General features: G+C 58.5%; 21 protein-coding genes, 1 tRNA gene and 2 pseudogenes. 11 read left to right on the plus strand and 13 right to left on the minus strand.

What is annotated here, in order from left to right; genetic code table 11:
- Window positions 1-96 precede the first annotated feature (96 nt).
- Window positions 97-2751: a YhgE/Pip domain-containing protein gene (locus BN3002_RS02855; protein WP_257525449.1), complete on the plus strand. Its 2655-nt coding sequence runs from the start codon at window positions 97-99 to the stop codon at window positions 2749-2751.
- Window positions 2748-5099 (plus strand): YhgE/Pip domain-containing protein, encoded by a 2352-nt coding sequence (locus BN3002_RS02860; protein WP_058236510.1) that lies wholly within the window; start codon window positions 2748-2750, stop codon window positions 5097-5099. The genes BN3002_RS02855 and BN3002_RS02860 overlap by 4 nt, the downstream gene beginning before the upstream one ends.
- A gap of 210 nt (window positions 5100-5309) precedes the next feature.
- On the opposite strand, the gene BN3002_RS02865 is transcribed toward BN3002_RS02860, so the two are convergent.
- Both BN3002_RS02865 and BN3002_RS02870 read right to left on the minus strand, forming a co-directional pair.
- Window positions 5310-6347, minus strand: a complete 1038-nt coding sequence (locus tag BN3002_RS02865; RefSeq protein ID WP_058236511.1) for a YhgE/Pip family protein — start codon at window positions 6345-6347, stop codon at window positions 5310-5312.
- A gap of 17 nt (window positions 6348-6364) precedes the next feature.
- Entirely contained in the window at window positions 6365-6727 is a 363-nt protein-coding gene (locus BN3002_RS02870) for a hypothetical protein (RefSeq protein WP_141757283.1), read from the minus strand.
- Between the two features lie 103 nt (window positions 6728-6830).
- On the opposite strand from BN3002_RS02870, the pseudogene BN3002_RS11540 reads away from it, so the two are divergent.
- A pseudogene (locus tag BN3002_RS11540) lies at window positions 6831-6932 on the plus strand (transposase-like zinc-binding domain-containing protein); the annotation flags it as partial.
- A gap of 33 nt (window positions 6933-6965) precedes the next feature.
- Window positions 6966-7427, plus strand: a complete 462-nt coding sequence (locus BN3002_RS11240) for a transposase (RefSeq protein ID WP_058236513.1) — start codon at window positions 6966-6968, stop codon at window positions 7425-7427.
- On the opposite strand, the pseudogene BN3002_RS10705 reads toward BN3002_RS11240, so the two are convergent.
- Window positions 7396-7599: pseudogene (locus BN3002_RS10705) on the minus strand (IS3 family transposase); the annotation flags it as partial. The gene BN3002_RS11240 and the pseudogene BN3002_RS10705 sit on opposite strands and share 32 nt — an antisense overlap.
- Before the next feature lie 393 nt (window positions 7600-7992).
- Between BN3002_RS10705 and BN3002_RS02885 the strand changes: the two are divergent.
- A complete protein-coding gene (locus BN3002_RS02885) occupies window positions 7993-8319 on the plus strand; it encodes a hypothetical protein (protein WP_157886346.1) in 327 nt (108 codons plus the stop codon).
- A 10-nt stretch (window positions 8320-8329) separates the two neighbouring features.
- Window positions 8330-8503, plus strand: a complete 174-nt coding sequence (locus tag BN3002_RS11105; RefSeq protein WP_157843502.1) for a hypothetical protein — start codon at window positions 8330-8332, stop codon at window positions 8501-8503.
- A 45-nt stretch (window positions 8504-8548) separates the two neighbouring features.
- Here the strand turns inward: BN3002_RS11105 and BN3002_RS02890 are convergent, their stop codons facing one another.
- The 6 genes from BN3002_RS02890 to BN3002_RS11465 form a co-directional block, all read right to left on the minus strand.
- Window positions 8549-9229: a response regulator gene (locus BN3002_RS02890; protein ID WP_058236515.1), complete on the minus strand. Its 681-nt coding sequence runs from the start codon at window positions 9227-9229 to the stop codon at window positions 8549-8551.
- Window positions 9226-11790: a DUF4118 domain-containing protein gene (locus tag BN3002_RS02895; RefSeq protein WP_058236516.1), complete on the minus strand. Its 2565-nt coding sequence runs from the start codon at window positions 11788-11790 to the stop codon at window positions 9226-9228. The genes BN3002_RS02890 and BN3002_RS02895 overlap by 4 nt, the downstream gene beginning before the upstream one ends.
- Window position 11791: 1 nt before the next feature.
- Complete coding sequence (locus BN3002_RS02900) at window positions 11792-12379, minus strand: potassium-transporting ATPase subunit C (protein WP_058236517.1); 588 nt, start codon at window positions 12377-12379, stop codon at window positions 11792-11794.
- Between the two features lie 92 nt (window positions 12380-12471).
- On the minus strand, window positions 12472-14559 hold the full coding sequence (gene kdpB / locus BN3002_RS02905) for a potassium-transporting ATPase subunit KdpB (protein ID WP_058236518.1): 2088 nt from the start codon (window positions 14557-14559) through the stop codon (window positions 12472-12474).
- Complete coding sequence (gene kdpA, locus BN3002_RS02910) at window positions 14559-16193, minus strand: potassium-transporting ATPase subunit KdpA (protein WP_058236519.1); 1635 nt, start codon at window positions 16191-16193, stop codon at window positions 14559-14561. Before kdpA ends, kdpB begins: the two co-directional genes overlap by 1 nt.
- A 2-nt stretch (window positions 16194-16195) precedes the next feature.
- Window positions 16196-16321: a potassium-transporting ATPase subunit F gene (locus tag BN3002_RS11465; protein WP_082628504.1), complete on the minus strand. Its 126-nt coding sequence runs from the start codon at window positions 16319-16321 to the stop codon at window positions 16196-16198.
- 348 nt (window positions 16322-16669) lie between these two features.
- Here BN3002_RS11465 and BN3002_RS02915 point away from each other — a divergent pair.
- Together BN3002_RS02915 and BN3002_RS11245 are read left to right on the plus strand one after the other, a co-directional pair.
- Window positions 16670-16745 (plus strand) — tRNA-Lys (locus BN3002_RS02915).
- A 72-nt stretch (window positions 16746-16817) separates the two neighbouring features.
- Entirely contained in the window at window positions 16818-16940 is a 123-nt protein-coding gene (locus BN3002_RS11245; protein WP_257525450.1) for a hypothetical protein, read from the plus strand.
- A 42-nt stretch (window positions 16941-16982) separates the two neighbouring features.
- On the opposite strand, the gene BN3002_RS10890 is transcribed toward BN3002_RS11245, so the two are convergent.
- The 3 genes from BN3002_RS10890 to BN3002_RS02935 all read right to left on the minus strand — a co-directional run bounded on the left by BN3002_RS10890 (window position 16983) and on the right by BN3002_RS02935 (window position 19041).
- Window positions 16983-17405 (minus strand): integrase core domain-containing protein, encoded by a 423-nt coding sequence (locus BN3002_RS10890; RefSeq protein WP_058236520.1) that lies wholly within the window; start codon window positions 17403-17405, stop codon window positions 16983-16985.
- A 182-nt stretch (window positions 17406-17587) separates the two neighbouring features.
- Window positions 17588-17944, minus strand: a complete 357-nt coding sequence (locus tag BN3002_RS10895) for a helix-turn-helix domain-containing protein (RefSeq protein WP_058236521.1) — start codon at window positions 17942-17944, stop codon at window positions 17588-17590.
- Between the two features lie 323 nt (window positions 17945-18267).
- Entirely contained in the window at window positions 18268-19041 is a 774-nt protein-coding gene (locus tag BN3002_RS02935) for a GntR family transcriptional regulator (protein WP_058236523.1), read from the minus strand.
- Window positions 19042-19413: 372 nt separating this feature from the next.
- Here BN3002_RS02935 and BN3002_RS02940 point away from each other — a divergent pair, with 372 nt between their 5' ends.
- From BN3002_RS02940 to iolD, 3 genes are read left to right on the plus strand one after another with little or no spacing between them, the layout of a single operon-like run.
- Entirely contained in the window at window positions 19414-20277 is an 864-nt protein-coding gene (locus tag BN3002_RS02940; RefSeq protein WP_058236524.1) for a Cgl0159 family (beta/alpha)8-fold protein, read from the plus strand.
- Window positions 20274-21182 (plus strand): 5-deoxy-glucuronate isomerase, encoded by a 909-nt coding sequence (gene iolB / locus BN3002_RS02945; RefSeq protein ID WP_058236525.1) that lies wholly within the window; start codon window positions 20274-20276, stop codon window positions 21180-21182. Before BN3002_RS02940 ends, iolB begins: the two co-directional genes overlap by 4 nt.
- Window positions 21182-23077 carry a 3D-(3,5/4)-trihydroxycyclohexane-1,2-dione acylhydrolase (decyclizing) gene (gene iolD / locus BN3002_RS02950; protein WP_058236526.1) on the plus strand — a complete coding sequence of 632 codons (1896 nt, stop codon included), beginning with the start codon at window positions 21182-21184 and terminating at the stop codon, window positions 23075-23077. The genes iolB and iolD overlap by 1 nt, the downstream gene beginning before the upstream one ends.
- A gap of 124 nt (window positions 23078-23201) precedes the next feature.
- Here iolD and BN3002_RS02955 read toward each other — a convergent pair whose 3' ends face one another.
- Window positions 23202-23435 carry a hypothetical protein gene (locus tag BN3002_RS02955; protein WP_058236527.1) on the minus strand — a complete coding sequence of 78 codons (234 nt, stop codon included), beginning with the start codon at window positions 23433-23435 and terminating at the stop codon, window positions 23202-23204.
- Between the last annotated feature and the right edge of the window lie 530 nt (window positions 23436-23965).

The raw sequence follows: 23965 nt of genomic DNA on the forward strand, positions 1-23965 counted from the left end.
TAGGATTCCTCCGCGTGGGATTTTGAATGGGATATAGAGCGAAATTGCAGAATCTGAACACAAGGCTATTATGGCAGGGTGAAAGATAGCTGCCGGGTGTTTGCTCGCGACGTAAAGCGGATTTTTGCGGTTCCGCGATCCCTGATTATGGTCATCGGTATCTTGGTCACCCCAGCCCTGTACACTTGGCTGAATATTTTGGCCTTTTGGAACCCCTACAACGCGACGGAAAACCTACCCATAGCGGTAGTGAACAACGATGTGGGAACGGAATCCGCACTAACTGGTCAGCTAAATGTTGGCAACCTGGTAGTCGACAAATTGTCAGAGAATAAGCAGCTGGGCTGGCAGTTTACTGATCAAGCCACAGCCAATCACAAAATCAGAACCGGGGAAGTTTATGCGACTTTTGTCATCCCTAAGACCTTTAGTAAAGATTTAGTTGATATTTTCAGCGGCCAGCTCCATCAGCCGACCATCGAATACAACGTGAATGAAAAGAAAGGCGCCATTGCCCCCAAAATTACCGGTGCGGGAGCAAATGAACTCGATATTCAAATCACCTCAACTTTCCGGGGCAAGGTAGGCGAGGCCATTGCGCAAGCTTTGCGCGACGGTGCCCTAGAGATCGACGCAAATATTGCTGGTGCTGAGGGCAGTGCTTTAGATGCCTTGAGCGGTATTAACCGGGATCTGGTCGATGCGCAAGACACCTTGGATTCCGCCAGTGCGTCTGTGACGGGTTCCTTACAGACTATGAAAAAAGTCCGGGCTACGCTGGCTGCAGCTGACCCGGCATTGGCTGATGTTTCCGCGGCTTTAAGTGATGCGCAAGGAATTTTAGGGACGGTCGTCTCTGATGCTTCCGAGTTTGCTGCTCAGGCGGGACAAGCCAGTATTAACGCCCAAAAAGCACTCAATGAATCCTCGGCGGCGGCGGATTCGGCGGTCTCCAATGCGACAAATAAACTTACCGAAATAGACTCGCAGCTGCAATCCGGAATTAAAAGAGCGAATACCTCGATAGAGAAAATGCGTGAGCAGATTGCGATTTTAGAAAGATTCCCGCAGACACAAGAGCTCGCTGCAGAGTTGAAATCTCAGCTGAACGAGATGCAGGATTTGCTCGACAAGGTCGGGAAAACCGGGGCGGATGCCACCAAGGCTAGCAAGGATTTGCAGGCACTGATGAAATCCTTTAATCAGGCTCTGACGGACGCGCAACACGGCGCCACTGGTCTGCGGGAAGAGTCCACTCGAACCGCATCTCAGTTAAACTCCCAGGTAACGCAGCTGTCGGCGCAGCTGGGAGCCATCAACTCCGCGGTGAGTACCGCGCGGATTTCCCTTAAAGAAATTTCTACGCTTACCCGCGGAATCGATGACCAGATTGGGGACACCCAAAAGGTGCTTGATCAGGTGCAGGACGACCTGAACCTGCTGTCCAATACGGCTAGCGGGGCGCAAAACGATGTGGCGACTCTGGCTACCGCGCTTCGGACGGGAACTTTGAAAACAGTCATTGGGCTCGATCCGACCAATATCGGACGCTACTTAACCTCACCAGTAAAATTCGACCAGAAGCCCCTCTTTCCCATCAACTCATATGGTTCGGGAATGGCGGCTATGTTCCTCAATCTGTCCCTGTGGATTGGTGCGCTCATCCTGGTCATAATTTTCCGGGTAGAAGTCGATAAAGAAGGCTTTGACTGGTTGAGTTTGCGCTCGGCTTATCTGGGGCGCTTCATGCTCTCCGGGGTGCTGTCCATAGGGCAGGGGTTAATTGTCAGCGTAGGCAGTTTGCTGCTGGGAGTGAAAGCCGCCAACGCTCCCGCTTTCATTGCTACCTCTATGCTGATCGGCCCGTGTTATTTGGCAATTATCTATGCTTTAGCAGCCGCGTTCAGTCACGTGGGACGAGCCCTGGCAATCTTGCTGGTGGTGTTGCAGATTCCCGGTGCCTCGGGCATTTATCCGATCGAGCTCATGCCCAGATTCTTCCGCCAGCTTTCCCCGATGCTCCCGTTTTCTTACGGCATCAACGCGATCCGAGAGACTATCGGCGGGTTCTATCACGGGCGATTCTGGCATGTTATGGCGGTTCTATTGCTCATGAGCGTCACCATGTTCCTTCTAGGGTTTGTGGGGAGGCGTCGTTTCGGTTACTTCACCCAGCTGTTCTACGATGATTTGGCTCGCACTGAACTGGTCGTGAATGAAGACGTTCAGCTACAAAGTCGGGGTTACCGCTTGAGTAACATCATTGCGCTGCTGGCGAACCGAAAAGAATTTTCCACCCGTATCCGGCGACGTCAAGAAGAGTTCAATGCCCGCTATCCCGCTTTGATTAAGGGACTGAGTAGCGTGGGGATTTTGGTACTGGTTGTGCTCGGGATGACTTCCTGGCTCACCTCCGCCAGTAAACCCGTGCTCCTGGGATTAGTAGCGGTTTGGGGAGTGGCCATCATGGGGACTCTGGTTGGCGTAGTTGTACTAAAGAGCTCAATCGAACGAGCCGAGGGACTGTCGCATCTGACGGAAGATGAACTTTTCGAGAGTCTAGCCCGCCAGCGAGACGCGAATGCTATCAAAACCGCAAATCGGTCGGAGAACCTGAGCAGCGAACATTACCGCAGTCGCAGTAAACGTCGCCTCATTAGCGCGTCTGTGCGGGTAGACGCTGCGGATGATAGTTCTGAGCAGTCGGCTGGCGAATCCGATGCCTCCGCAACCAGCGAGGAGACGCGATGAACGAAGTACTTTTCATCATCCGAGACGATTTCCGTCAGATTCGCAGCAGCATTATGGTTCGGATTTCCCTGGTCCTGTTGATTGTCGTGCCCATGTTCTTCACCTGGTTCAACGTGTTGGCTACTTGGGATCCCTTCTCAAATTCGGGACAGCTGAAGATTGCTGTGGCTAACACCGACGACGGTTACACCAGCAAAATACTGAACGTCAAAGTAAATGTGGGAAACACGGTACTTAAGGAACTGGCAGTAAACGACCAGTTTGATTGGGTAATAACCAGTAAAGATCAGGCTTTGGAGGGTGCGCGCTCGGGGGAATATTACGCGACAATTGTGTTACCGGCGGATTTTTCAAAGTCCATGTTTACCTTCTATGCCGGCGGAGCAGCCCCGGCAAATATCACGCTGTACACCAATGAAAAGAAGAACCCGCTCTCAGCCAATCTCACCACGCAAGGCGCCCAGGGAGTCACCGCGCAGATCAACACGGTATTTTCGCAAACCTTGGCAGAAGCCACCGTGGCTATCGCTGAGGACGTGTCCTCTTATTTAGAGCATGCTGATACTCAGGCAGCTCTGGATCGGCTGAGCAACCACCTCCAAACCCTCTCTGCAGAACTGAATTCCGGGGCGAACACCGTTAGTTCTCTGTCTACCTTGATAGGTTCGGCGGTGCCACTCGCCACCGGAGCAAAACAGCTGGCTGCAGGGGTGCAGGATTCCTTTGAGGAGGCTGTTGACTCCACATTTGATTCCGGGAAAAAAGGTGCCGGCGGAACAACCAATCCCCTCGCATCCGTATCCTCTAGGCTCGACGATGCTGTGAGACTGGCAGAAGGCAATATCTCCGATCTGCAAAAGCAGTTAGACGAGTTGCTGAATTCGGCCAATAGCACCAGCCAGAGCAGTGCGGACACAGTCGAACAGCTGAAAACTTTGTTGGATAAACAAATCGCTGGCTTCCAACAAACACGGGACGCACTCGAGCAGGCACTGGGACCGGACGGGGCGGATTTAGAAGGGAAGGATCCAGCCGTTGACCGATTGCTGTCCGAGCTGGACGCGGCGATAGCTCGCCAACAAACCTTGTCCGAGCGACTGGGCAGTATTGCATCTGACCTACGCAGGGGAGTAACCCTCGATTCTGACCTGAGAGAGAAAGCCCGCCAAGCCATAGCAGACGCGCAACAGGCTATTGCCACCGCTCGATCCAATTTTGAGAAAAACTTACAGCCAAGAATTGAGAGCCTGCGTAAGAACCTGGATTCTGCCGGGAAAAATGTGAAGATTTTCCGCTCCTATCTGCAGGCGGTGCAAACCGATCTGTCGGAAAGTGCGGGCGGGATGATAGCGAGTATGCGTCGGGCTCAAAATAGCCTGGACAATACCGCGACAAAGATGCGTGAGGGAGCCCGCCGCTTGGATCAGGCTCGGGAACAGATTTCGTCTGCCCAGTCGCAAGGGGACTTGAAAAAAATCGTCACCACGTTAGGAGCTGACCCCAAAGATTTTGCCCGACTAATTTCGTCCCCGATAGCGGTAAAACGCAATGCGGTGTTCCCAGTCGCCACCTTTGGGGTGGGGATGACTCCGCTTTTCACCGTTATCGCTCTATGGGTGGGGGCGCTCCTGGCGGGGGTTTTCCTGCGCACTGATGTTTCTGAGAATGTGGCTAAACGCTATCTGGCCAGCAGGGGAGTCCGGAAAGATCCTGATGCAGTCGCCGGTGCGGATGCGAATGCAGAGGAATTGTCCCGGTCGGAAGGGGCGGAAACGAAGGCAAGTGAAACCGCACCTACTCCCGATGCGAAAACAGCCGCGAAAGCCGCAGAAAAAAAGTCTATATTTACCGGGGCGCAAGAATATCTGGGGCGTTACTTTATGTTCTGGGTAATTGGGATGGCACAATCCACATTGCTGATGGTCGGGCTGATTGTGTTTGTGGAGATTGAACCAGCCCATCCCTTCCTGCTGATTTTGGCAGGCTGGGTTATTTCCACCGTCTTTACCGTTATCGTTTATACGCTGGTGATGGCACTGGCTAATGCGGGTAAAGCCTTAGCAGTGTTGTTACTGGTGCTACAGATTTCTGCCGCTGGTGGAGCTTATCCGTTGGAACTATTGCCGCAATGGTTCCAAAACATCAGTCCCTGGCTGCCCGCCACCTATGCGATTAATTTGATGCGTTCAGCTATCGCCGGGATTTATGCAGGGGATTTTGCCTATAACCTGGAGATGATCCTGGTGTTTGTGATTCCGAACTTAGTGCTCGGTCTGGTATTACGGCATACGATTGCCGGGCGGATCCACGATATTGCCAAAGAGGTCGAAAAAACGAAAGTCATGTAGCCAGGCGCACACCGGGCACCTCCCACTCCGTCCAGCACGGGAATAAGTTTTTCCTCCTGCCCAAAATCCGAAAAAGACAGCGTCTTTTTCGGATTTAACGCCCGCCTAGCCGACTCGGATAAAACTTATTCCCGTGCATAATGGTGGGGTGGGCAAGTTTTACAGGAACCGATCTTTTGTCCCGCTTAATACCTACGCTCCCCGGCACAATCAGCTAGGCAGGTTTTCTTTGGCTTGGCGGGTGCTTTGGTCAAAGTCCTCAACGTTATTGGCAGAGTTTGCCCCCAAGGGCGAAGACACCGAAGGAACCTTCTTAAAAGTCAGTGCCGGATCATAGGGCATGGGGCGCTGACCTTTGCGGCGTGCCGCTGAAATAAGAGTTGCCACCCAGGACAGTAGCGTCCAGATTGCCAATACCACTAGCGCCTTACCTAAGTGCAGTTCTCCGCCCGCAATCGCCGCGCGAATAGTGCGCGCCACATGGGTCATGGGGAGCAGCGGGCTGAGGAACTGGAAGAACCTAGGGGCGGTTTCTACCGGGAAGGTAGCTCCGGTAGAGGTGATTTGCAGGCAGAGCAGGATTACCGAAAGGGCGCGTCCTCGATATCCGAGGGCGGCTACGCAAGCCTGGTTCACTGCCACGTATCCGATAGAAGCCAGTACCGCTATCAAGACTAAGGCCCCGAAGTTTTGGGCATCTAGCTTTAGGAACAGTTGCAGCCCAGTTACTACAGTAACTGCTTGCAGAGCGCCAAAGAGCGCCCCGATAGCCATAGACCGGAAACCACATCTCCAGAAGCTCTCTTCGGGGTGACGCCGCAAAGCCAGGGCGGGGAAAATCAAGAAGATAGCAATCCCGCCGATCCACAAACATAGCGCCATGAAGAAGGGGGCGAATCCGGCACCGTTATCGTGAACCGGATTTTGGCGTACCGATTGCACGTCCGCGACCCCACTAGCGGCCTTCGAAACTTTTTTCGCCTGTCCCTTATCTACAGTGGGAACCTGCTCAGCGCCATCACGTAGTCCATCTTCTAGGCTGGAAGCACCGGTGGTTAACTTGTCGATTCCTCCCGCTAACTGTTTTCCACCCTCGGAGGCTTTGCCCGCACCCTGGGAAAGCGAATCAAGGCCGCCGCTGAGAGCATTAGCCCCCGTGCGTAACTGTCCGGAATTTTTATCTAGGGTAGAGGCTCCGGCAGAAAGTTTCTGAACCCCCCGTTGCGCCTGGTCTAATCCGTTCGCCAAGGCATAAGTGCCATCTCTTAGAGTCGGTTTTTGCTTTCCGGTCGAGCCTGTGGGGTAAGGGCGGTTTGCCGGCTAAGTTCCTTAACTCCTTGATCTGCTGCGTTCAGCTTCGCCTTCATTTCTTGTGGATCAGCCTGGGAAAGTTTGTCCGCGATCGTCAGCAGGCCTTGACCCTTGGTGATATTTTCGGACAGCTGCTGCAGGGTGATGCCCTGTTTGTTCGCTAGTTCAGTAAGCAACTGGCACTGGGGGAATGACGGAAGTGCCGCCGGGGGCACCTGGGCGCATTTGTCCGCTGCTTGTTTAAGTTCGTTCAACAATTGGTTGATTTTGGCGGTATCGATGTCGGCTTGCGAAAGTGGGGCTAAAAGATCCACCAAGTCATTTCCGGGTTAATACCTGAATTGTGTGTATAAATTCGTTATTTTTTTGGGGTTTGATCAAGGGTTATGACGGTTTGAATATGCTTTGAGAGCATATTGTGTGAAGAGTGCTTGTAATCGACCGGTTTGTGGTGTATGCGGACAAAGGCTTGTAAAGAACGGTAAGACTAGCTCTAGGCGAACTAGGTGGCGTTGCCTGGCCTGCGGGTCCTCGGCAGTTAAATCACGTCCTGATATGAGCGCTAGAGCCCAAGCAGACCTGTTTATAAAATGGCTGCTAGAAGGCTATTCGGTTAGCCAACTCGGGGTAGCTAAAACCTCTTTTGCCACTAAATGCGCCTGGTGTTGGCAAGTCGAGGTGCCCAAGCCATCGGTCACTGGCGAGGTCTACGATCAGGTGCTACTTGATGGAATCTATCTTGCCTACGGCTGGTGTCTAATCACCGCTACCAACGGGGAAAAGATTATCGCTTGGCAGTGGTGCCAACGGGAAAACTCTGCCGCCTACCAAGCATTAATGAACCGGCTACCAGCCCCGACGGTAGTGGTAACCGATGGCGGGGCAGGCATCATCAAAGCACTACGTTTGACCTGGCCTGAAAGTCACATCCAACGCTGTCTTTTGGGTCTGCTGAGGGTTTGGTTGACAGTTTTCCTTCTGATTTTTAGGCCGCAAGGGATGCGGCTGATTCCATGATTGTTTCGTATTCGATTGGTGTCAATTTACCCAGTGCTCGTTGCCGTCTTTTCCTGTGATATGTCCGTTCAATCCAGTGAGTGATCGCGGCAGATAATTCACGGCGCCTGTTCCAAGAGCCACGATCAAGAACGTTCTTTTGTACAAGAGCGAAGAAAGATTCCATCGCAGCGGTAACCATTCACCTGTCCAACCAGCCCGGTGCGTTACACAAGGTCAAGTCCCCCTCCATCAGCCCGCTGCGCACGGACATGTCGTCGTGGGGATTCTTCGAGGCACACCAGGTGTGCGAGCCGTTTAGCTACCTCGATTCCGAGCTGATCGCCCACACGCTCACCGCCTCTGGGCAGGTCACCAACCCCGGACTGCTCGACGCGGTACCGATCATCACGATCAAAGGCACCGGGGCGATGACACTGACGGTCAACGCCGCCACCTACCGCGTCCAGTCACCGGCAGGGCAGATACCTTGGACTCGGCACAAAATCAACTTCAACAGCTCATTCAGGGGTACGTGCACCAGGTTCTGCGGTCTACTCGTGAGGTGCCTAAGGTCTATCCAAAGGTGATGCGGATCGAGGACCACAGCCTGCCGATCGGAGAAACGATCCACGATCAGGTTGAGGGCCGCGCCGATTTCGTGGTGCGCCGCACCTATGGTGGCTGGTTCAAGTCCCTAATGGAGTCTGAATCATTCGACTCTTACAGCGGAAAGTACGTGTTGGCGAAGCTCCTGAACACCTCCTCAAGCATTGTGTGGTGGCATCGCCTGCACCCACACGCAGGTGCATTCGTCTACTACAACCCGAAGGATCGCTACTTCCCGGACTTCGTTGCCCTTGACACCGATGGTGTCCACTGGATCATCGAGGGTAAATCCGAGAAGGGATGAGAAGACGCGGTTGTGCAAGCAAAAGCGCAAGGCTGCGGAATCGCTCGTCCGTCGATTGGTCGCCGAGGATGCCTTCGAAGGCCAGCGATGGGGCTATCTCATCGCGTATGAAGATGACATTGCTGATTCCGATTCGTGGGAAGACCTCAAGACTCGGAGCCAGCCTGTGAGCAACGCTTTATAGCGCGATGTGTGCGCGACTGGTCGCGAGCTACTCACCGCGTTGACGCTAGCTGCCAAGCACGAAGCGGTGGCCGAGGCCCGGCTCGGTGAGGAAGTAGCGCGGGGCGGAGGAATCCTCCTCGAGTTTCTGGCGGATCTGCGACATGTAGACGCGCACGTAGCCGGCCCCGTTCGTGTATTCGGGGCCCCACACGTTCTCGAGCAGTTCGTCCTTGCGCACGAGCTGATTGGGGTGGTTCACGAGGTAGCTCACGATGCCCCACTCGTGCGGGGTTAGGCGCACGGGCGTGCCGTTGACGGTCGCGGTTTTTGCGGCGAGGTCGATCGTGAGGCGACCGTCGGTGGTGGTCACGACGGGGGAGGGGGAGCCCGACGTTCGCCGCCTGAGGTTGGCGCGCAAACGCGCAAGGAGCTCCCCGAGCGCGAAGGGCTTGGTCACGTAGTCGTCGGCGCCGCGATCGAGCGCCTCGATCTTCGTGTAGGTTTCGTGGCGGGCGGTCACGACGATGATCGGGACGTCTGACCAGCCGCGGATCCCGTCGATGACGTCGAGGCCGCTCATGTGCGGCAGGCCGAGGTCGAGGAGGACGGCCTCGATCGGGTTGTCGGCGGCCATGACGAGCGCCTCCTCCCCGGTCGTTGCCGTGAGCACCTGGTATTTGCGGGCCGTGAGGTTAACGGTCATGGCCCTGGCCAGTGCCGGATCGTCCTCGACGATGAGAATCATGACGCGCTCCCAACGGTGGTGGTCTCGTGTGCGGGGGTGGGCACACTGTCGGTGGTGGCTGGGGTGATCGTGAGCGGCAGTGACAACACCATTGTGAGCCCACCTCCTGGAGTATCGTCGGCGGTGAGCGTGCCGCCCACGCCTTCCGCGAGCCCGCGCGCAACCGCGGCGCCGAGGCCAAGCCCGTGGCTGTTCGTCGTGTCACCGAAGCGCGTGAAGGGCGTGAACAGGCGCACCTTGCTCTCCTCGGTGAGGCCGGGTCCGTAATCGATCACGCGAATGAGGATACGCTCGCCATCCTGTGTCGCGTCGATCGTGACCCCCGAGTCGGTGTGTTTGGCGGCGTTGCTGATGAGGTTCTCGAGCACGCGTTCCATGAGCGCCGCATCCGTCGTGATTGCCGGCAGTTCGCGCGGGACGCGCTCGTCGAGCGAAGGCGGCACGAGGGAGGGGTCCATGTGGCGGAGGGTTTGGGCAACCAGTTCGGCGGGTCCGATGGTGACTGCCTTAACCTTGAGCTTATTCGTGTGGATGCGCGACATATCCAGGAGGTCCGCGACGATCCGATCCAGCCTGTCCGAGGACGATTCGATCGTGCGCAGAAGCTCCACCTGTGCGTCGCGGGGAAGATCAACGTCGTCGAGGAGGAGACCGGAGACGGCCGTTTTAATCGTCGCGAGCGGGGTGCGCAAGTCGTGCGAGACGGCCGTCAAAAGCGCCGTACGCACGGAGTTCGCGGCCTCGAGCTGCCGGGCCTGCGTGCGGGTCCGGTTGAGCTGCTCCTGGGTCATGAGGCTCACGAGCCGGCCCGAATAGGCTTCGAGGAGCTGCTGCTCACTCGACGTGAGCGGGCGGCCAACGAGGGCGAGAACGTGCTGGTCGTCGAGCGAAAAGGCTTCGTCGGCGAGCGTGACCGATTCGATCCGGATGCCCACTTCGTAGTCGGGCACGAGCGTCGTGCCCTCGACGGTGGCGAGGGCGACGCCATCCTGGCCGAACGTTGTGGCGATCTGCTCGAGGATCTCCTGAATGCCGATCCCGTCGCGGATCACGGAGCGGGCAAGCTCCGTCATGAGCTGCGCGTGCCGGCGCGCCTCCTGGGACTCGCGCTGGCGGCTCACAGCGCCGTCGACGACCTGGGCGACGAGGACCGCGACGAGCACGAACACGATGAGCAGGAAGATGTTCTTCGGTTCCGTGATGGACAGCGTGTGCGTGGGCGCGGTGAAAAACCAGTTGAGCAATAGCGCGCCGCCGATGGCCGTCGCGAGAGCCGGCCACAGGCCACCCACGAGGGCGACGACGACGGACGCGAGCACGAAGCTCATAATCGCCGTGGGCAGGTGCGCCGTGGGATCGCCGAGCGCGAGGTTCGCGAGGGTGACGACGATCGTGAGAATGGTCGCGAGTACCCAGCCTGTCGCGAGCCGCGCGGGGGAGAGGCTCGTGGACGGCGCAGGAGCCGACCAGTGCGTGGCGGGCGGGTCTACGGCGACGATGTGCACGTCGATGTCGCCGGCACCGTCGATAATCGTGGCGCTCGTGGACCGCATGAGCAGCCGCTGCGCGAAGCCCTGACGCGAAGCTCCCACAACGAGCTGGCTCGCGTTCACGGTCGTGGCGAAATCGAGGAGCGTGCGCGGGACGTCATCGCCCGAAAGCACGTGCCACGAGCCGCCGAGAGATTCGGTGAGGGAACGCGCTTCGCTCATCTGCTCGGGCGACATGCGCGGCGGGCCATCCGCCGCGAGGACGTGAACGACGAGGAGCTCGCGGCCGGCGATCCGCCCGGCGATGCGGCGGCCACGGCGAATGAGGGCGGCAGTCTTCTGGCCGCCGCCCACGGCCACGAGGATCCTCTCGCGCGCCGCCCACGGCTCCTTGATGCCTTCCTCGCTGCGGTACTTCTCGAGACCATCGTCGACCTGATCGGCGAGCCACAAAAGCGCGAGCTCGCGAAGCGCCGTGAGGTTCCCCTTGCGGAAAAACTTGCTGAGCGCCGCATCCACGGTCGCGGGCCCGTACACCTGCCCCTGCCGCAGCCGCACGCGCAGCGCATCGGGGCTCAGGTCGATCAGCTCGACCTCCTCCGCTTCGCGCAGGACCGGATCGGGAATCGTCTCGTTTTGCACGTGGCCCGTAATGTTCGTGACCACGTCGTTGAGGGACTCGAGGTGCTGAATGTTCACGGTTGAGATGACGTTGATGCCCGCATCGAGCAAACGGTGCACATCCTGCCAGCGCTTCGCCGTCGTATCCTCGCCGTGCACGGTATGAGCGAGCTCGTCCACGAGAACGACGTCGGGCTTACGCTCGATAATCGCCGGAACATCAAGCTCGTCATACGTCGAGCCGCGATAGCTCACCCGCCGAGGCGGAATCACCGGCAGCCCCTCAAGCCTCGCGGCGGTCCCCGAACGCCCGTGGGTTTCAACGACGCCCACGACGACGTCCTCCCCGCCCTTCAGGCGGTCGTGGGCCTCCTCGAGCATCGCGCAGGTCTTACCTACGCCGGGGGCAGCCCCCAGATACACCTTGAGTACACCGCGCACCGTGTTCATGTCAGTCCTTCGCCGCAAGCAGGTCGAGGTTCAGGTCATTGACGTTGACGACCTCTTCACCTGCAAAGCCGAGGGTTCGCCCCTGGGTGTGCTTCTTGACGAGCTGTTCAACAGCTGACCGCGAAAGCCCCGAGTTCTTCGCCACTCGTTCGATCTGGATACGAGCATACTCCGGGCTGATGTGCGGGTCGAGACCGGAACTACTCGCGGTCACCGCATCCGCGGGGACAACGGCCTCATCAACGCCGTTCTCGCGGGCGATAAGGGCGCGCTGCTCAGCGATCTGCGCGGTGATCTCCTCACCGACAGGGCTCAAGTTCGAGCCGCCCGAAGCCAAACCGTCGTAGTTGCCCGCCGACATCCGGGGGTGGAACAGGGCGGGATCCTTCGACGTGTCCTGAGCGATCAGGGACGACCCGACGGTGCGGCCATCGAGGCTCATCATGGAACCGTCGGCATTGTGAGCGAACGCCCGGCCGGCGACCCATACGGCCGCCGGATAAAACAGGCCAAGCACAACGAGAAGGGCAAGAAGGACGCGCGTGGAGCGCCACATGGCGGAGACGATGCCCGAGAGTGTCGAGTTCATGAGTTTTCCAATCGAGAGAAAAACGACAGTGGTGGTGGGGCCGAGCCGGAGAGGTCACGAGAAGCGGCGCCCTCGCGGCTCGGCCCTCATGGTTAGAGCCCGGGAATGATGCTCACGACGAGGTCGATGAGCTTGATCCCGATGAAAGGAACGATGAATCCGCCCAGGCCATAGATGAGCAGGTTGCGGCCGAGGAGCTGGTTTGCAGAACCCGGCCGATACTTCACGCCCTTGAGCGCGAGAGGAATGAGCGCAACGATGATGAGCGCGTTGAAGATCACGGCCGAGAGGATCGCCGACTCGGGTGAACTCAGGCGCATGACGTTGAGCAGATCGAGGCCGGGGAACACGCTCACGAACATCGCGGGAACGATCGCGAAATACTTCGCGACGTCGTTCGCGATCGAGAACGTCGTGAGAGCACCGCGCGTGATGAGAAGCTGCTTGCCGATCTCGACAATCTCGATGAGCTTGGTCGGATCCGAATCGAGATCGACCATGTTGCTCGCTTCCTTCGCGGCCTGCGTGCCCGTATTCATGGCCACGCCGACGTCGGCCTGCGCAAGCGCCGGAGCGTCATTCGTGCCGTCACCCGTCATCGCGACCATGTTGCCGCCGCGCTGCTCACTGCGGATCAGCGCGAGCTTATCCTCGGGCTTTGCACCCGCGAGATAGTCGTCAACGCCGGCCTCTTTCGCGATCGCACGCGCCGTCAGCTCGTTGTCGCCCGTAATCATGACGGTGCGAATGCCCATCTTGCGAAGGTGCGCGAAGCGCTCCGTCATGCCTTCCTTGATGACATCCTTGAGGTGCAGGCTGCCGAGCACGCGGCGGGCCCCGGCCTTCTCTTCGGCCACGACGAGGGCCGTGCCACCGTCGGAAGAAATCTCCCGCACAGTTTCGTTGACATCCTCCGTGACGGTTCCGCGCTTCGCGGTGACCCACTTGAGGATCTCGGAAGCCGCGCCCTTGACGATGCAGTGCTCGGGAGTGCGCTGCACGCCGCTCATGCGCGTTTCCGCGCTGAACGGGATGAACTCAGCGTTTCGATACTCGCTTTCGGGAATCGGGCCAACGCCCATGGTCGTCGTCGCGAACTCCACGATCGAACGACCCTCGGGGGTCTCGTCCGCGAGAGAGGACAATAGCGCGCCGTAGGCAATCTCGTCCTCGCTCACGCCCTGGGCGGGAATGAACGCGCTCGCCTGGCGATCACCCACCGTGATCGTGCCGGTCTTGTCCAACAGCAGAGTTGTCACGTCGCCAGCGGCCTCGACCGCACGGCCCGACGTCGCCATGATGTTGCGGCGCATGAGCCTATCCATGCCGGCGATACCGATCGCCGAAAGGAGCGCGCCGATCGTCGTGGGGATAAGACACACGAGCAGGGCGATGAGAACCTCGATCGGTTGCTTCGCGCCCGCGTAATCGGCCATGGGAACGAGCGTTGCGACGACGAACAAGAAGATGAGCGTGAGCACCGAAAGGAACGCCGAAAGAGCGATCTCGTTCGGGGTCTTCTGCCGCTGCGCGCCCTCGACGAGGTCGATCATGCGGTCCACGAACGTGTTGCCCGGCTCCGAGGTTATGCGCACCTCGATCTCGTCCGAAAGGACGCGCGTGCCGCCCGTGACCGCCGAACGGTCGCCGCCGCTTTCGCGGATCACGGGAGCAGATTCGCCCGTAATCGCAGACTCATCGACCGTCGCGGCACCCTTGACGACGTCGCCATCGCCCGGGATCGTCTCGCCCGCACACACCACGACGATGTCACCGGGGCGAAGACCCGCGGCGCGAACCTCCTCGATGCTTCCATCCTCGCGGCGCACGCGGCCCACGGCCGCTGTCTTCGCGGAACGGAGCGCATCGGCCTGCGCCTTACCTCGACCCTCAGCCACAGCCTCGGCGAGGTTCGCGAACACGACCGTGAGGAACAGCCAGATCGCGAGCGAGAACACGAACACGCTCGGCTTGAAAAAGCCCACGATGATCGTGATGAGCGCGCCCATCTCGACGATAAACATGACGGGCGTGCGCACCATGTGCGCGGGGTGCAACTTGCGCAGCGCCTGTGGGAGCGCCTTGGCAAGAGCGCGCGGCGTGAAGCCTGATCCGGAATTCGCGGTCTTCTCCTCGTGAGGCTGCGAAGAAACGCGGTCGGTCACCTGTACCTGAGTCATTACATGAGTCCTTCAGCAAGTGGTCCAAGAGCGAGCGTCGGAAGGAAGGACAGGCCGGTCACGATGAGCGCGATGCCGGTCATGACGCCTGCAAAGAGAGGTGTGTGAGTGCGCAGGGTGCCGCGGTTGGTCGCGACAACCTTCTTGGAGGCGAGCTTGCCCGCGAGCGCCACCACGAACAGCATCGGCAGGAAGCGGCCAAGCAGCATGGCGAGGCCCAGCGCCACGTTGAAGAACGGCGTGTTCGCATTGAGGCCCGCGAAGGCGGAACCATTGTTGTTGGACGCCGACGTGAACGCGTAAAGCACCTCGCTGAAGCCGTGGGGGCCGCCGTTGGCGAGCGACGCCGCCGTCGACGGCAGGGCGATGGCGACTGCCGATCCCACGAGCACGAGCACGGGCACGACGAGGATGTACAGGCTCAAAAGCTTGACCTCGGTCGGGCCGATGCGTTTACCCATGTAGACCGGCGTGCGGCCCACCATGAGCCCGCTGATGAACACGCTCATGATCGCGATGACGAGCATCCCGTACAGGCCGGAACCGACGCCGCCCGGCGCGATTTCACCGAGAAGCATGTTGAAGATCAACACGCCGCCGGAAATCGGCTCGTAGGAGGAGTGCATCGAGTCCACGGCGCCCGTTGAGGTGAGCGTCGTCGCGGTCGCAAACAGGCTCGAACCGACGATCCCGAAGCGCGCCTCCTTGCCCTCCATCGCGGCGAGATGATCGCCCGCGAAGTGAAGCTGGAGGGAGGTCGTGGCGGCGAGCGAACCGATCGCGAGAACAGCCATCGCGCCGAGAACAGCCCAGCCCTGACGCTTGTCGCCCACCATGATTCCGTAGGTGCGGGGGAGGGCGAACGGGATAAGCAGGATCAGGAAGATCTCGATGAGATTTGTGAGGCCGTTCGGATTCTCGAACGGGTGCGCGGAGTTCGCGTTGAAGAAACCGCCACCGTTCGTGCCGAGCTCCTTGATCGCTTCCTGGCTCGCGACGGGCCCGCCGGGAATGATCTGTGTTCCACCGGTGAGGGTGTGCACGTGCTGGGCGGCGTTGAAGTTCTGGATGGCGCCGCCGGCGATCAGAAGGATCGCGCCGATGAACGCGATCGGCAAAAGGATGCGGAAGTTACAGCGCACGAGGTCAACCCAGAAGTTACCGAGCTTATCCGTGCCGTGGCGGGCAATACCGCGGATGATCACGATAGCCACGCAGATTCCGACGGCGGCCGAAATGAAGTTCTGGAACGACATGCCCAGCATCTGCGTGAGATGGGACATCGTCGTTTCACCGCCGTACGACTGCCAGTTCGTGTTGGTCACGAACGAGGTTGCCGTGTTCCACGCCTGCGTCTCTTCGACGGGGCCGAGGCCGTGCGCCATGGGCAGCCACTGCTGAACGCGCTGCAGGATGTAGAGGCCGAGCACACTCAGGAGGGAGACGGCGAGAATGTTGCGAAGGTAAATTCGCCACGAGTGCTCTCGGTCTGTTCTGATCCCCGCGAAGCGGTACACGAGCCGCTCCGGCCACAGGTGGCGCTCAGAGGTAAAGGTGCGCGCCATGTACGCGCCGAGCGGTCGATGCACCGCGACGAGTGCCGCGATGAGAACGAGGATTTGAATGAACGCCATGACTACCCGAACCTTTCCGGTCGAATGAGTGCATAGGTCACGTACACGATTGCGGCTGCGCAGATGAGCAGCCAGGCGATATCGAGGATGGTCACAGCAGGCTCACCGCCGATGCGAGGCCCAGGCATCCTCCGAAGAATACGGTCGTCAATACGACAAACACAATGTCGAGCACGGTATGGCTCCTGAATGATGCTGCCGGAAACCCTCCGGCGTGGCGGATCCGCAACCGGGGTACCCGGCGTGCGAAGTCGCTCGGTTGAGCGGCACTGCTATTGAACGTCGAGGTCGCCCGGGCCCGAATGAAAACTGACGCGTTCTTGACGCGGTGCCGATTTTTCCTGACACATTCTTGACACCGCCTGGTCAGGGGTCACATTTTTTGCCTGTTTCTCGCCGCGCGCGTGCGTGAGGTGTGCCCCGTGAACTTGGAGGCGGGGCGTGGGGCCGCTATGCTGCTGTAGTTGGAGTAACAGGGGCCTTTAGCTCAGTTGGCAGAGCATCGGACTTTTAATCTGTGGGTTGGGGGTTCGATTCCCCCTGGGCCTACCACTGTGATGTGTCGGGACATTGTTGACAGTTTGTTGGCGGTGTCCCGGTCTTTTTGTGTGTGGGGTCGATGGTGTGTTCGGCGATGATTTCTCCGGTGGTGCGGTCGATGGTGATGGTGTCGTTGCCTGCTATGAGGATGAGGACTGGGTGGTGTGCGTAGGGTCTGCCGATGCCGAGGCGGAGGAGTTTTCCTGAGTGGCGCATGGTGACTTTGCCTGCGATGGCGACACTGTCGTGTCATATTCGCCAGATCCTCTCGAATAGCTCGGTGGTGGGGTGTGCGGGTGGTGTGGTTGTGTACACGGTGTGTGGGGTGCGCCTGTTGAAGACTCTGTGGGGGCGTTCGTAGTTGTAGATGCGGGTGAATGTGTCGAGTTGGTTGTGCAGGCTGGTGATGGTTGGGGCTGATGGTTGGGCGGCGAGCCATTTTTCGAGCGTGTAGTGGTAGCGTTCGATTTTTCCTTGTGTGGTGGGATGGCCGAGGAGCCCGTTTTTCTGAATGATGCACAGGTCGTGAAGGAGTTGTTCAAACGCGTTGCGTTGGCGGTTTTGGGCGCGTGCTCCGCGCGCGTGGCGCGTGCTGTAGACCATGGCGTTGTCGGTCAGTGTGGAGCGCGGGTACCCGTAGGTGCGCGTCGTGGTGGTAAAGGTTTCCACCACGACGGGGCCAGTGATGCGCGGGTGTGCGCTTGCGTGCAGGAGGAACGTGAGTGGTCATCAAGCCAGGAGATAATCTCGACTTACTCGGTTTGAATGTGCCAGTGCGTGAAGTCGGATTATCACATTTCATTAGGTGCTGCGGCTTCGAATCGTTTCCATGCTGATCGTGGTTTCTTGTGGGGCTAAGGCACAACACAGTTGTGCTTTTTGAGAATCCTCCAGATCGTGCTCACGCTGGGGCGTTCGTGTTCGTCAAGACGCGCCCATATGCTTTCAGCCCCACCATCAAGACCTTGCTCGAGCAGCGTGGCGCGTAAACGCAGCACGTGATCCACCACGTGGGGTGGGCATTGGTGGGGGTGACGGTGGGGTCTGCATGAGCGGGACTGCAGGCCTGTCAGGCCGTCTTGTTGGTAACGCTGGATCAGGGTGTAGACCCATTGGCGTGAGATGCCGAAACGTCTCGCGGCCTCGCTGATGGTCATGCCTGCTTCGATAACGCTGGAGACGATTACTTCGTTTTTGTTTGTTTCAATCATGTGTCAACGATGACGTGACACACCTGTCAACGATGACCCGACACATCGCCTGCACCCCATGTCAACTATGACGTGACACACCTGTCAACTATGTATTGAAACCAGACAAGCGGCCAAGGCGCACTGTGTTTTGTTGGTTGAATCCGACTGGGAGGGCGACTCAGAGAACGAGACTCTGAAATATTGGAGCCAATTTGACGGCCAGCGCGTGATCGTCGGGCTCAGTGATCTGCGACTGCCCACTGACGTCAGCCTGCCTGTGGGCGAGCCTCGCGGCGGAAACAACTACGTTTTCTGGCTGCAAAATTAAGCGGCAAAAGGCGCTAGGCCGTCACCAGCGGCATCGTCACGGCATACTGCGCAGCGTCGTAGCAATGCGTCGCGTACTCGACGATCCGCCCCGACTCGTCATACGACGTTCGCTTCATGGTGACGAGGGCAGCCGACGGATCAACGTGCAGAATCTCCGCCTCATAGTCTGAGGCATTCTTCGCTCCGATCTGCTGATAGCCCGACTGGAGGTGGACACCAGACTGGGCCAGGCAATGGTAGAAGCCGTCGCGTGCCAGGTCGGTCAGCGACGGGGCAATGTCGGAGGGCACGTAGTTCTGCATCAAGGCAAGGCGAGAGTTATCGAGCCACCGCAAACGCTCGAAGAACACAATTTCCGTCCCCTCATCGCACGCGAGTTTCTTACTGATGTCCTCATCAGCAAAACGCACCTCGTAGCGCAGGATTTCCGTGCGGGTGGTGTGGCCGGCTTTGATGAGGTCCTCGTTCAGACTTGACAGCTTCACCTGGCGTTGAACCGGGCTGGGGGAGACCCGTGTTCCGACACCGCGACGTCGCGACAGCAGTCCTTTCGTCACCAGATCCTGGAATGCGCGTCGAACCGTCGGGCGGGAGATCTGCAAGCGGTTCGCCAGTGACACCTCGTCCTCAATTGTCTGGCCGGGCAGGATCTCACCCTTGGTGATCATGCGTTCCAGTGGTACAGAAATCTGCTGATGCAGAGCAACCGGCGAGTCACGATTAATGGTGATTTCGAGGATAAAGGGCTCGTCGAGGTGTTCCTCGTCTGACTTGGTAGTTGTCATGTCAATCTCCCACTGCCTGTTGTCGTGTTCTCGCGGTAAAGGTGCTCATCAGCCACGATGGTGAAGGAGCATTAGCCAGGATCCACGTCATGTTGTGTACACGCTAGTCATGTCAACTCCGAATGATACCTCATTTTGAAGGGGTTGGAGATGACAAATAAAAAGGAAGTTCACCCAGTGTCAAAATCCTCTTGTTGTATCTAACTGCACAGGAAAACCTTAAATTGTACTGACAAAATCTTGACGATGGGAACTATGTGAGAGATAATGAGTGTAGTCAAGAACCAAGAGCCGGACGGGCACAACGCTGGCCCGACCGATCCTGGTGGAGTGACCGTGAGCAATAGGGCTCGTACGACGATGAGAGAAGAAATGGTAGCTATCAGGGAAATTCCCGAGATCAGGATGTATGAACCGCAGCGGATTGCGCAAGCTTTGGAATCACGCAAGCCGGGCGAGTTGAAGAAAGGCGACAAGCTCATGATCATCGCCTGTGACCACCCTGCGCGCGGCGCGCTGGGAGCAGGAAGCGATGACATGGCGATGGCCAGCCGCATCGACGTGCTCGAGCGTTGCGTGGAAGCATTGAGCAGACCCGGTGTCAACGGCTTCCTGGGTACGGCTGACATGATTGAGGATCTCACGTTGCTGGGAGCTCTGGACGGAAAACTTGTCTACGGCTCGATGAACCGCGTGGGCTTGCGCGGCTCGAAGTTCGAAATGGACGACCAATTCAACTGCTACGATCCGGACGGCATTGAAAAGGCCAGGCTGGACGGTGGCAAGACGCTGACGCGTATCTGCCTGGAAGACCCCGCCACGGCCAACACCCTCAAGGCGACAGCCGATGCAATCAACGCAATGTCGGACAGGGGACTGGTCACCATGATCGAACCCTTCATGTCGAAGTGGGTGGACGGCTCCGTCGTGAACGACCTGACTCCTGATGCCGTCATCAAGTCGATGGCTATTGCTTCGGGCCTGGGTCGCACATCCGCCTATACTTGGTTGAAGTTGCCATGTGTCGATGACATGGAGCGCGTCATGGAAGCTGCGACACTACCGTCGCTGATCCTGGGCGGCGAGGTGTCCAAGGATGCTGACGTGACACTGGAGAAGTGGCACGTCGCCCTGCAACAACCGAACGTCTTTGGCCTGGTCATCGGGCGGTCCCTTCTGTTCCCGACCGATGGCGATGTCACCAAAGCTGTCGACAATACTGTGGAGTTACTGTGAACGACAACGAAAAATACGTCATCAAGGCCGGATCCACGGCCGAAGGCAAGTTCCAGACCTCGATTTCCGCTGAACGTGCTGGCTGGGAATGGTGCTCGCTGCGCGTCGTCGCGCTCAAAGCAGGCGAGTCCCAGAAAGTCGACACCGAGGGCGAAGAACTGCTGGTTCTTCCCCTCGAAGGCTCAGCAACCGTCGAGGTCGACGGCGAACGCTACGAGCTAGCTGGCCGAGAATCCATCTGGACCGGAGTCACCGACTACATCTACATCCCGCGCGGCAAGGAATTCACGCTTACCGCAACGACCGACGGCCGCTTTGCGTTGCCGGCAACCAAGGCGACCAAGGATCTGCCCGTGCGGTACTGCCCGGTTGACGACGTCAACAGCGGCATTCGTGGTTCCGGGAACTGGACTCGACAGGTGAACAACTACGCCCTCGGCAATGAGGTGGAAACGTCGCACCTGCTGGTCACCGAAGTGCTGACCCCCGGCGGCAACTGGTCCTCCTACCCGCCTCACAAGCACGATGAGCACACAGAGACCGAACGCGTCCTTGAAGAGATTTACTACTTCGAGATTCGCGAGGGTGGCCTGTCCGGCAGCGACGAAAAAACTGAGGGCCTGGGCCTGCAGCGCGTCTATGATTCGCCGGGACACCCGATCGATGTGTGTACCGAAGTGCGCTCCGGTGACACCGTTATCGTGCCTCATGGCTACCACGGTCCGTCGGCAGCTGCGCCCGGATACGACATGTACTATCTCAACGTGATGGGCGGCCCGGCTGAAGACTCAGTGTGGCTCATGACAGATGACCCGGTCCACACGTGGATGCGACAGGAATGGGAAGGGCTCGACATTGACGAACGAGTCCCGTTCTTCCCGATTAAAGAATCAGAGGTGAAGTAATGGCCAACGAAGAAAAAGTACGCCTCACAGTTGGACAGGCAATCGTCCGCTTCCTGGTGAACCAGTACGTCGAGCATGACGGGGAAGAACATCGCTTTGTCTCCGGTGCATTCGGCATTTTCGGTCACGGCAACGTCCTGGGAATCGGACAGGCTTTGTTGCAAAACGAGCTGAACCCCGAACCCGATGGCGGATCCCTGCCCTACATCATGCCGCGCAACGAGCAGGGAATGGTCAACGCGGCTGCCGCCTACGCCAAGGCGACCAACCGTCAGCGTATCTTCGCATGCACGTCTTCGATCGGACCTGGCGCACTGAATATGGTCACAGGCGCCGCACTGGCCACGACGAACCGTCTGCCGGTTCTGCTGTTCCCCAGTGATATTTTCGCCACCCGTTACCCCGATCCCGTGCTGCAGCAGGTTGAGAACGCGCAGACACTGGATACCTCGGTCAACGATGCGTTCCGCCCGGTCAGCGTGTTCTTCGATCGGATCAATCGTCCTGAACAGCTGCTCCCGTCACTCATGCAGGCTTTCCGTGCGCTGACTGACCCGGCCGATACGGGTGCAGTGACGCTGGCGTTGCCTCAGGACGTGCAGGCCGAGGCGTATGACTTCCCGGTCAAGGCGTTCCGCAAGCGCGTGTGGCACATTCGTCGCGCTCCGTTGGACCCGGCGTCGCTGGATCGTGCGGTTGACGCCATTAAAGCTTCGAAAAAGCCGCTGGTTGTTGCCGGCGGTGGGGTGAAGTATTCCGAGGCATCCCAGGCCCTGCGTGACTTTGCGGCCGCGACCGGGATGCCGGTCTCTGACACTCAGGCAGGCAAGGGTGCGATCAACTTCGATCACCCTCAGGCCGTCGGCGGCGTGGGATCGACGGGCTGCGACAGTGCGAACCACCTGGCTGACGAAGCTGACCTGATCATCGGTGTGGGCACACGCTACTCGGACTTCACGACAGCTTCGCACACCCAGTTCAAGAACCCGGATGTCGCATTTGTCAACATCAACGTCAAGCCTTTCGATGCGGTCAAGAATGCAGGAGAAATGCTGGTGGCCGACGCGCGTGAGGCACTTGTCGCACTGACCGGCGCGCTTGATGGCTGGCATGTCGATGATGAGTACTCGCACAGGATTGCTGATGAGAAGGCAGCGTGGGAGAAAACCACGAAGGAGCTGTACCACCTTGATCATCAGCCATTGCCCTCCCAGCTGGAGGTCTTCGGCGCACTGAACGAGATGATGGGTGACAACGACATTGTCATCAACGCTGCCGGATCTATGCCCGGCGACCTGCAGGCGCTGTGGCAGGCGAAGAACCCGACGCAATATCACGTGGAGTACGCCTTCTCGACCATGGGATATGAAATCCCAGCCGGCTTGGGTGTTAAGCTGGCTCATCCTGATTCCGAGGTTGTCGCAATCGTCGGTGACGGTACCTATCAGATGCTGCCGATGGAACTGGCCACCGTCGTTCAGGAGCGCGTGAAAGTCATCTATGTCCTGTTGCAGAACCACGGCTTCGCCTCGATCGGCGCGCTGTCAGAGTCGCACGGATCCCAGAGGTTCGGCACCCGTTACACGATGGGTGCAGGCAATGCGCACAACGAGCCGGGTGACAACCTGCCGGTCGATATCGCCAAGAATGCTGAATCATGGGGCCTGGACGTACTGCGCGTGTCAACGATGGACGAGTTCCGCGATGCCTACCGCAAGGCCGAAGCATCCGACAGGGCGACGATGATCCACATCGAAACTGACCTGTACGGACCGAACCCGCCGAGCTCAAGTTGGTGGGATGTTGCAGTGGCCGAGGTTTCGCGCATCGATTCGACCACCGAGGCTCGCAAGGAGTACGAAGAGAAGAAGGCAACGCAGCGCCTTTACCTGTGAAGATGACGAGCGGGCGGTAGGGGACTGGGCTCAGTCGCCTACCGCTGCTCGCGTCTTAAGACATAAAGCAAGCGCGGCAACAGGTGTGTTCCTGCTGCCGCGCTTGATGCGTCGTGCGACCAGATCAGATCTGGTCAGCCGCTTTCAGGATCTGGCGGACGACCACGACTGGTGTCAGGATCGAGGTGGCCAGACCGGTTGCGATGGTCAGCGCTGGGTTAACGAACAGGCCGGCGATTGCCAGGACGGCGGCCAGAGCAAGCAGAACCGTCAGGACAATTGTAAAGGTGCCGCTGTGGGCGTACTCCTGCTCGCGGATTGCTGGCATGGTCATGCTGGTGTCAACGAGTGCAGTCATTGTGGAACTTTCCTTTCTGAATATGCCGTCTCAGACTCGTTTTTTCGTGATTAATGTCGTTTCTTCCCTCACGTCTGAGGTTCCAGGCATAGCGGATTCTGTTTATGGAAGTCAGTGGGATGATCTGAGAAAGTGTGCGAGGCCTCGCGGATAATTCGTCTCAGGATCGTCTGCAGCAAGTAGGTGCAGGCGTGAAAGAATGGCGCTGTCCGTGGGATATGGAGCAGTCGCGGCTGAGCAATGAGAGTGAAATCGCTGGGGCATACGCCTCAGCCTGCATCATCTGCAAAGCGTTTCTCCTTCAACTCGGGCGCGATATGCCTTGGTGGGCATTCGCACCACCTAGTGCATGGCGTGTCCGAGGAGGCTCACCTCGCTCGTACGGTCATTACAGTAACGTATACATCTGGCGATTGCTAGTACAAAGTGTCAATTGTGGTGCACTACTCCAAATTTGAGGCCCTTCATGATGGTAAATAGCCTGATATAGAGGGATTTGGGAAATGTAGCGACAAATGTGTGACTTTCAC

The sequence above is a fragment of the Actinomyces ihuae genome (assembly GCF_001457875.1).
Lineage (GTDB): Bacteria > Actinomycetota > Actinomycetes > Actinomycetales > Actinomycetaceae > Pauljensenia > Pauljensenia radingae_A.